Genomic DNA, 8,950 nt, shown 5'->3' with positions numbered 1-8,950 from the left:
TACGAAATTGACTCAATTATCTTCAAAATTATTTTCAATATTGTATTTAATTTCAACTATTTCTTCATAAGTCCATGAGCCAAGACAATCTAACTTATCTGTTATATTTTTGTAATTCTTGATATGCAACTTAACTACCCCTTATTAATCAATATACTCAAGATGGTTTGTGTCTTTGTTAATTTTACCTTGTATTAATCTTCCTTCTTTCTCTGTCTATACATGGTAAAGTTAAAATACAAAACCTTCTCTCTTTAACTTTTATTGTATAGGCTACTTACTTTTTAATCTATTCTGTCTAAAGAAACATCACTTATATCATAAACAGGTATATCTAAATCCCTCCAGTATTTTAGAGGATAAGATGAACTTCCAACAATCATTTCACCTTGCCGAATACTAAAGACGCCTCCTCTTTCCAAAAATTTAATTATTGGTTCAAACAAGTCGATATATGCAATCGCTTCACTGACTCCCTCATCAGCTAGTTCAGAAATTTCAAGATAACAGAAACAAATTGCTTTTATATAAAGATTATTAATCCCATCAACTTTTTGACAAACATTAAAAATATCACCTTCTAACGTCTTTCCGAGAACTTTAGATATACTGAATATAGGATATGTATCAACAACAATATCCACATTATCTAAAAATACATTAATCCTTCGAAAATACTCTCTAATCAATACGTGATGTGATTCTTTTATCTTATCAGCCACATTTTCAAATTGAATTGTTGATAAGCGTTTAACAGCGATATTCAATAAATTCCCAATAGTCTTTCACCTCAATTATTTTACATATTATTAAAGTAGTATTCCTCATAACTGGGCTTGGCTGAGTGGGTGTTTACAAAAACCTTTCTTGAAAAATTAAAATCTCTTCAAAGGCTGATTACTCTTTCCATATTCTAAATTACAAACCAAACTTAACTAAATTCCCATGTACTCTTCAGCAATTTGTATACTTCTCTTTAAATTTAAGTCTGGGTATCTTTGATCTAAGCAGTATAGTAAATCTATATACTTTTTACTTTGTAAATTATATGCCACTTCTTCGAAAATCTCACTTAAAAATGAAAGCTCTGTTTTTGTACAAATCTGTAAGAAATTCAAAGTCAAGTTTTCATCTTCACTTAGTACGACAATTAGCTCTTCCCATTTTTGCTCGATTCTCGGGTCATTATCATCAAGTAATGCTCTTGCACCTAAGACTGCTCTTACTTTTTCCTCAAACATTTTTAATACCTCCCTATACTACAGTTGTAACATACTATCTGGAAAAATAGTTCCTATCTCTCCATTTGTTTTGATTACATCGACCACTAGATTTATCAGCTGGTTTAGTTGGATTTAAGTTAATTTCTACTCGACTTGCCCATTTATCCATTACTCTCAAAAATGCGAGTAATGCTCTGGTCTTGCTTCAATTCTTAGGGTATATAAGTGACTCTCTGTTTCTATAACGTTTTTAAAATATATATGAATGTATACATCGTCACATTTCCGCATGTGCAGTTCATAGCTATATGTTCCACTATAAATCTTTATTTTCACTTTGTATTTCTGCACTCCTACCATATCGAAACCTCTATTTCCATTGCCTGGTCCTCCCCTTGTATGCTAGTACTTGTATAAAATTTAATACTTAGTACACTAATTAAATAATCATCATCTTCTCAATCTATGTATATGAAAATACGAAAAAGCACTTGTCGCCTGTTATAGGCAATCAAGTGCTTTAAGTTTATATATTTTCTAAGTTTATTAATATTTGCAAGTTTATAAGTTATTTTTATATCGACAGTACCCATCTTTTATCCTAGTTGGCAAGTGTAACGTTTAAACCTTTTATCTTGCTTAATCTCGTGTGTTTGTTGCTTAATACATCCATAAGTGGTCCTTGTAAGTAAAATGTCATCTCGCCTTCTCTCGCTCTTATTGCTTAATTGTTAAAATAGCACTCCTTGATGGTCTAGCCTTCATGAGTTATTAATTCAAATTCAAGGATATCTTTAACTGTACACAATTAAAAAACTATTTATATCCTTGTTTATCGCCAAGAGCTTTGTCATTCTCGATAGTTTGTAGTTATTCCATATCATACTTCACTTAACTTAAAAAATTCATTTCGCCCAGTTCTCCCAGATGTAAAATAAAACACCATGATAGTACTGCCTGTGTAAACTCTCATTATGAATTACAGCTAGTAAATAAGTATCTTATAATTAAGAAGTTTCTACTACTGACAACACTTCAAAGCTTGCACAAAAAAACTTAATAATGTTATTCTCATAATCTTCTACTAAATATTTTTTTGGTAATTCAAAACCTTTATCTTTCAAATTATTAATTCTAAAGCCTGTTGTTTGATTATAACTATTTCCAAATCCTAATAAATCTAAAGTAGTAACATCATTAAACTTCATTTTCAAAATAAACTTCCGACTATCGACTTCTAATAAAAAGCTAATTTCTAAAAATGAAACTTGATCATAATAAGAATTGTATCCAATAAAATAATGGAAATCAGTAATAAATTTAACATCAGTTGATTTGAAATTAGGAATTTTATTTTCTAACTCTGTTCCTTCATACCACTCATTTATCATTTCTCTTTCTCCTCAAAAAAATTATACCTGAATTCCTTACCCTTTTCAGTGTATCCAGGGTCGTCAAATTTACGTTCATACAAATGTGGAACGGAATGGTCTAGTGGCATACTATGGTCCGCATGATCTACCCGATAGTGTTGTCTACCGAAGTCATCATAAATTACAGTGGATTTTTCTTTTTTTCCATTATAATCTCTGTAATGCTCTATTTTTGAACCTGGCGTTGCATTATCGGGTGCTTTCCTATGCCAATATTCATCAGGTACAAATGGTTCTTTTGCAAAGTCATCACCTTTACCCGTACCCTATGTTGTAATCTTAAAATCTGCTAATAAAAAACAATCTATCTTAATCCTTATTAAACTACTTCTTCCTCTTTTATTATCGGCAATTCATAGGCTGTTTTGTGCTTCATCATACCGTATATAACGTTTACAAGCCGTCTCATTATACAAACCAATGCTTGTCCCTTTGTTTTGCCTTCTTTTAGTTTCCGTTGATAATATGCATGGAATACTGGGTTCCTTGGCAGCTTACTTCCTTTTGCCACTTGTACTTGCTGTACGGCTAAGTTGTAAAATAAAGCATGTAGCGCCCGATTTCCCTGCTTGCTTTTTTGTTCCCTTCCTTTCCCACCAGAACCAAAGTAAACAGGCGCAATCTAATTATCGTACTTGTCACACTATCCTATATTAAAACCAAACTCCATGATGGTACTACCTTCATGAGGTCTCGATTCTCAAACAAATAATTTTCTTATTGTCTCACTCAAATATCAGCTGATTTAATATAAATTAAAGTAAAAAACCTTGAAAGGCAAATAGCCAATCAAGGTTTGCTTGGAAATCGGGATTAATCTCTCTTGATACAAAATATCATTATTTGTTTCTTCTAAAGAAGTAATTAGTCTAAATTAAATATTTTTTCGCATAATCTTTTGGATTCAAAAACTTTGATACTCCAAATTTAATCCATGTACTCCTCAACAATTTGTATACTTATCTTTAAATTTAAGTCTGGGTATCTTTGATCTAGGCAAGATAGTAATTCAAGTCCCATTATAACCAGTGTATATTTGGTTTATGGGCATCTCAAACTAGTAACAGACTATTTGAATTTTTCCAAACTATAATACGGATTAGAGATATTCTCGCCTACTTCATCTATTGTTTCTTGTATTTCATCTAGGATTGATTTATCTATATCCTTATAATATTCCAGTGATTCTTTTATTTTATTAAAGCAAATTTCTAGACCGAGATTTACTACAATAGAAAGAATAATATCTACTTCATCATAGGAATCTGTATTCCATAATCTAGAGAGAGTTCTATCAATATCATTTCTTATATCACTTCTTAATAACTCGTATGTCATAACTTGCCTGTCTGTTAGTTGACTAAGAATTAATAAAAAGCTATCTTTTTCAATTTTATTATTTTTAAATTGATCCAATGCATTTTGAAACATTGATATTAGTGTTGGTATTCTATCAGGTAGATTCTCAATTTCATTTATATCCATATTTTATTTCCCTTCTATTGGAATATGAACCTCATTTAAGGATTGATTTTTTGTCCATGTTCCGTCTGATTTTAGCTGTTTATTTCCGATTTTTATCTGTGCAGTCCATCTTGAACCTGATGCTGATCCTGGATATTTGCTTGCCGCTATAGGGTCTGGAGAATGCCAGCGAATAATAGCCTTTTGTCCATCGGCAAGAGAAAATTCATATTTTGCTCCATCAGTAATAGTATCGGTTGGTTTAAATGAATTTGGAATATTCGAAGGAATCATTGATTCCAAACTAGACTTACTAACTTCTCCATTTTTCAGTAGATTTTGAGCAGTATGTCTGGCCTGATCTCTTGTCAGTTTCCCAATATTACCCGTACCCTTAGGAATATCTAAAAATGTACTTTATAAAAGAATGGCAGTTTGTTCAACCACCACCCATATTGATTAACTAGCTTTTGTTTCTGGTTGATCTGGCATAATATAAGCCATTTTATTTTTCATCATACCATAGATAATTCTGACTAATCTTCTCATAATGCAAAGAAGGGCTTGTGACTTTGACTTCCCTTCACTTAGCTTACGGTTATAGTAAGCATAAAAGACAGGGTTTCGAGGTATTTTACTACCTTTACTAACTTGGACTTGTTGGACAGATAGGTTGTAAAAGATGTCATATAGCTTTCTATTACCTTGTTTTGTTTTCTTCATCGTTTCCTTACCGCCCGAACCCATCTTAATAGGGGCAATTCCTGCATATCTTGCGAGTTTATCAGAATTGGCAAAACGATGAATGTCACCAATCTCTGCAATCAATGCGGAGGAAGTAACCGTATCAATCCCTGGCATAGTTTCAAGCTGCATACCTAACGTTTGAATGGTCACCTTTAACTCTTTATCCACCTTCTTGATTTCCTGTTTCTTAAAGCGGATATCTCTTACTATGCTTTGAATGATAAAGTCTCTTGATGTTTGGTATTCACGCTTTACCTCTCCATCAGCTAGAACGAGTGACATTATTTGCTCTGCCTTTCTAGTGGAACAAGTATTGTTACTCGCTTCTAGTAAGAATGTTCTTAAGTCCTCTACTGTTTCCCCCTCCAAATGAGATGGTGAAGGATAGCTTTCCCAAAAGGCTAAAGCTGTTTTCCCATCTACTTCTGAAAAGAACTCCTTGTAACTTGGATAAAAATAGTTTAATTGCATATGCAATTGGTTCTTCAAAGCTGTTTGTGCTTTTACTAAGGCGTTTCTTCTGCCTACAAGTTGAGCGATTATCCAATGAATATCCGATGGTGTAGCGTCAGGTAAATATGGTAACTTACGAATTAAAACATCTGCGACACATTGAGCATCCCAACTATCATTCTTTTGTGTCATCGCATAGCTGTTTCGTTCTGAATTGGATAAAGAGGAATTGACAAACTTAACGATATAGCCCTGTTCTATTATGAATAACGCTAAATCTCTTCCGTAACCGCCCACATCTTCTAATCCAAATACAGGGGTCAAACCTTCTGTAAGAAACCTGTTCACATATTCTAGTAAACTTGGAAAAATGGATGGTTTATTTTGAAAGGTCATTTCTCCTAGCTTTTCAAACCAACAATCCACTATTACCGCTGTATGTTGGAACTTGTGTAAATCTAGCCCTATATAAATATGCTTATCTCGTTTCATCAGAAAACCTCACCCCTATATTAGATTGAACGGAAAAAGCAAGACAGAGAATGTCGGCAACCTTAGGTCGAGCGTTAGTCTCTTTAGACTCGCAAGGGTACGAAAGCCTATCCATCCTCTATCTGTTAACCGTTATAAAATGGCTTGATGTTTGCCATTTGCTGTTATGTCTCCATAGCGGTATAACCCACTATAAAAGGCTTTTCTATCTAAAATCCGTTTGATCTGGACTTTCGTAAATAACTTTCCTTGTTTTGTTCGATGTCCGTCATCATTCAGTTGTTCCGCTAGTTGAGTTAAAGACCATGAAGGATACTGTTCCTTTAAGTCAAACACTCTTTGAACGGTCAGTGCTTGTCCCACATCAACAACTAGTCTTTTCTGACCTTTCTTCACTTTATAGCCTAATGCAACATTTCCTCCTGCATAGCCGCCCTGTTGGGCTTTCTTGTTTCGCCCTCTCCCTAGCTTTAAAGAGATTTCTAAACGTTGATATTGGTCTAATAACTCCATTAAGCCATTGATTAAAAAATCGCTAGGGTCTTTCTTGTGGATACTGTATTGCGGTTGTTCAATACTCCGAATGTCCACTCCATACTTTTTCATTTCTCGATGATCTAACACTTTCACAATGTCTGACCGCCATAAACGGCTTGTATTAAGTGTTACAACATAATCCACCTCATGGTGGGGAGATACTCCAACATCTCCTGAAAACCTAATCTGTCCACTTCTAACGCTTCCTCGTCCACTTTAGCCCCACTTATACCCTCGTCCTTAAACAAGCGTAAAAGCGTGTATCCTTGAGCCTGACAGTATGCTTTGATTTCATCTTCTTGGTATGCAAGGCTATATCCATCCCTTGCTTGTCCTTGTGTGGATACTCGAATATATCCGATTACTTTCATGATATTTCCCCCTCCGTTACGCTAATTGAGATTAACGTAACGCTTAGCCGCTATTTTTAGTATAAATTCATTGTATGCGGCTTTAGCGATACATTCAACCCATTTACCGATACAAATTTATTGTGTATCGTAATAGTAATATAAATAGAGGAAGGGAACTATCATGCCTATATCAATCAAACTTAAAGAAATCTTGAAAGAACGTGACCTTTCACAGCGTGAATTGGCACGAATGACAGGGCTGCGACCAAATACAATTAGTCATCTTTGTTCAGACAATGTGGACAGGGTTTATCTATCAACATTAGAAACAGTATGCAAAGTGTTAGACATCGGCATTCAGGAGTTAATCGAGGTGGAGTAGCCTCTTGTACTAGCAATCGTTCTATGTACGTCAAAGTTGCGAAAAATTTAAAGGCAGGGAGAAAGCGAAGGTATGGCTTTGGAGAATAGAAATGGTGGTAACTGATGATATTATGGTTATTTGCTTAACAAAATAAAGAGTAAATAGGACATACTTTTTAAAGGTATTGTACGTACTATATAATTCGTAAAAACTTAATATGGGGCTTACAGGAGTTACTCATATTCTCTGCATAACAATTGAACTATTCGTCACTGGGTATCCCCACCAACAAAAAAGAAACCTTGATAGGCTCATTAGCCAAATCAAGGTTCTTTTATTATTCTTTTTCAATTAGTATAGTATTACAAACAACTTCTACATTTAAAGGCGGCATTAAAATATTACATTTTAATATATCTTTTCCATCAATCTGCACATCTGTAATCTCAACATCCTGAATAAAATAAGGAATTTGAGTTTTCGTTAACTCTTTTAAGGGTTCCAATCTATCACCAATACTTGTTACAAATGAGAATTTCGAACATCCAGTGAAAAGTAAGATTACATTAAAATCTGTGTCTTCAAATACAATTCTGAGTTCATCTCCAAAAAAACTTGACTCCATTTGCAAGACTCTAGCATCCCAATAATGCAGTTCTTCAATTTCATTTAGTATTTTCTGTGCATTCAAGTTACTCCACCTCACTTTTTATATGGAATATGTGCATCTGGGCTTTTTCTATCCACAACGTTTAGGTTTACATCAAGCGGATTACCACTTTCATCAAATATATGAACATGGTCATACTTTGTAACTTTATCAGGAGGGTCAATTTTCATCCGGACATTTCCATTAGCATCTCTAATATGAACAAAACCGTTATTTTCGGTGTGTTTCCAGTTACTTGGTAGCCCCTCTAATATATCATTTTTAGTCATGTTAGGAATATTATCGGCATTAATTTTTCCTACAAAATTACCTACACCATTACCCGTACCCTTATCAAGACTCTTAGCATACTCTGCAAGTTGTTTGGAATCTTGCTCAGTGACTTCAACTTTCTTTGCGGAATTTTTAATATTCTCTAAAACTTCTTTTTCTTTATTTTTATAATTATTGAAATTTGAACTAGCTCTTATTTTTTTGCTATCATTTACATTCTCTATAACACGTGTTTTATTATAGATTTTTGCTGTGTCATAAGCTGCATCTACTGCTTTCACTGGCTTGAATATTGGTACCATGGAAAGTCCCGCAAGTGCTTTCTCTCCAAGAGTAGCTTTAGGGTCAACCAATGTAACATAATCTTCAATAAGCAAACTGTAGATAAATTGGTCTACTGCTGTAGATTTTTTAGTTCGCGAATGATTTCCTCCACCTAATACTCGTTGTTTGTCCTGTAAAGTTGTCAGTGGATTGCCATCCTGAACTGAATACTTGTTTCCTATTGGTCCAACCGTCTTTCGGTCTTTAAGGTACTCGTCAAAGAATTTCGCTAATTCAGCTTCTCCTTGGATTTTATTACCGACTTTTTTGGATATTTTTTCTACTTTGCCTTTCGAAGGTTTTAATGGCACGACTGTCTCTTTCACCTTCGCTTTTACTTCCTTCACGGCTTGTTTTACCTTGGTAGAGGTTTTCTTTGCCGCCTGCTTCGCTGCAAGTACTACTTTCTTGGCAGTCCGCTTAAACTTCTTCACCATTTTACTCTTCGATAGATTATTCTTAAGCTTCCTGGCTTTTGTAAATACTTTCCCAATCTTTTTCTTGAGCTTTTTCTTTAGTTTTTTCTTTGCCTTTTTTATAGCTTTTTTCAGTTTCTTTTTCGTATTTTTGATTTTCTTTTTTACAGACTTGGCGGCATTCTTGACTTTGCCGACAGC

The 8,950-nt window shown here is 34.1% G+C and carries 9 protein-coding genes and 2 pseudogenes; 1 reads left to right on the top strand and 10 read right to left on the bottom strand.

The window, feature by feature from the left end; translation table 11 throughout:
* Positions 1 to 284: 284 nt before the first annotated feature.
* The 8 genes and pseudogenes from H131_RS22360 to H131_RS22330 all read right to left on the bottom strand — a co-directional run bounded on the left by H131_RS22360 (position 285) and on the right by H131_RS22330 (position 6,720).
* Positions 285 to 767, bottom strand: a complete 483-nt coding sequence (locus H131_RS22360) for a hypothetical protein (RefSeq protein ID WP_010861417.1) — start codon at positions 765 to 767, stop codon at positions 285 to 287.
* A gap of 168 nt (positions 768 to 935) precedes the next feature.
* Complete coding sequence (locus H131_RS22355; RefSeq protein WP_010861416.1) at positions 936 to 1,241, bottom strand: hypothetical protein; 306 nt, start codon at positions 1,239 to 1,241, stop codon at positions 936 to 938.
* A 989-nt stretch (positions 1,242 to 2,230) separates the two neighbouring features.
* Positions 2,231 to 2,614 carry a hypothetical protein gene (locus tag H131_RS22350; protein ID WP_010861415.1) on the bottom strand — a complete coding sequence of 128 codons (384 nt, stop codon included), beginning with the start codon at positions 2,612 to 2,614 and terminating at the stop codon, positions 2,231 to 2,233.
* A gap of 361 nt (positions 2,615 to 2,975) precedes the next feature.
* A pseudogene (locus H131_RS24085) lies at positions 2,976 to 3,278 on the bottom strand (IS110 family RNA-guided transposase); the annotation flags it as partial.
* A 446-nt stretch (positions 3,279 to 3,724) separates the two neighbouring features.
* On the bottom strand, positions 3,725 to 4,141 hold the full coding sequence (locus tag H131_RS22345) for a hypothetical protein (protein ID WP_010861414.1): 417 nt from the start codon (positions 4,139 to 4,141) through the stop codon (positions 3,725 to 3,727).
* Between the two features lie 3 nt (positions 4,142 to 4,144).
* Complete coding sequence (locus H131_RS22340; protein ID WP_036132555.1) at positions 4,145 to 4,414, bottom strand: hypothetical protein; 270 nt, start codon at positions 4,412 to 4,414, stop codon at positions 4,145 to 4,147.
* A gap of 165 nt (positions 4,415 to 4,579) precedes the next feature.
* Positions 4,580 to 5,812: an IS110 family RNA-guided transposase gene (locus tag H131_RS22335; RefSeq protein ID WP_010861412.1), complete on the bottom strand. Its 1,233-nt coding sequence runs from the start codon at positions 5,810 to 5,812 to the stop codon at positions 4,580 to 4,582.
* Between the two features lie 132 nt (positions 5,813 to 5,944).
* Positions 5,945 to 6,720: pseudogene (locus H131_RS22330) on the bottom strand (recombinase family protein).
* Positions 6,721 to 6,883: 163 nt separating this feature from the next.
* Here H131_RS22330 and H131_RS22325 point away from each other — a divergent pair.
* Complete coding sequence (locus tag H131_RS22325) at positions 6,884 to 7,084, top strand: helix-turn-helix domain-containing protein (protein ID WP_010861411.1); 201 nt, start codon at positions 6,884 to 6,886, stop codon at positions 7,082 to 7,084.
* A gap of 319 nt (positions 7,085 to 7,403) precedes the next feature.
* Here H131_RS22325 and H131_RS22320 read toward each other — a convergent pair whose 3' ends face one another.
* Together H131_RS22320 and H131_RS25715 are read right to left on the bottom strand one after the other, a co-directional pair.
* The gene (locus H131_RS22320; RefSeq protein WP_010861410.1) at positions 7,404 to 7,757 is read right to left on the bottom strand and encodes a hypothetical protein; all 354 of its coding nucleotides are present in this window, start codon (positions 7,755 to 7,757) and stop codon (positions 7,404 to 7,406) included.
* Positions 7,758 to 7,768: 11 nt separating this feature from the next.
* A complete protein-coding gene (locus H131_RS25715; protein WP_419185173.1) occupies positions 7,769 to 8,770 on the bottom strand; it encodes a hypothetical protein in 1,002 nt (333 codons plus the stop codon).
* Between the last annotated feature and the right edge of the window lie 180 nt (positions 8,771 to 8,950).

Source organism: Lysinibacillus sphaericus OT4b.31 (genome assembly GCF_000392615.1).
Taxonomy (GTDB): domain Bacteria; phylum Bacillota; class Bacilli; order Bacillales_A; family Planococcaceae; genus Lysinibacillus; species Lysinibacillus sphaericus_B.
This window is presented reverse-complemented; position numbering and strand designations above follow the sequence as displayed.

Coding starts and splice junctions, on each gene's coding strand:
- H131_RS22355 (WP_010861416.1), bottom strand. CDS start 1,241: ATGTTTGAGGAAAAAGTAAGAGCAGTCTTAGGTGCAAGAGCATTACTT.
- H131_RS22350 (WP_010861415.1), bottom strand. CDS start 2,614: ATGATAAATGAGTGGTATGAAGGAACAGAGTTAGAAAATAAAATTCCT.
- H131_RS22345 (WP_010861414.1), bottom strand. CDS start 4,141: ATGGATATAAATGAAATTGAGAATCTACCTGATAGAATACCAACACTA.
- H131_RS22340 (WP_036132555.1), bottom strand. CDS start 4,414: ATGATTCCTTCGAATATTCCAAATTCATTTAAACCAACCGATACTATT.
- H131_RS22335 (WP_010861412.1), bottom strand. CDS start 5,812: ATGAAACGAGATAAGCATATTTATATAGGGCTAGATTTACACAAGTTC.
- H131_RS22325 (WP_010861411.1), top strand. CDS start 6,884: ATGCCTATATCAATCAAACTTAAAGAAATCTTGAAAGAACGTGACCTT.
- H131_RS25715 (WP_419185173.1), bottom strand. CDS start 8,770: ATGGTGAAGAAGTTTAAGCGGACTGCCAAGAAAGTAGTACTTGCAGCG.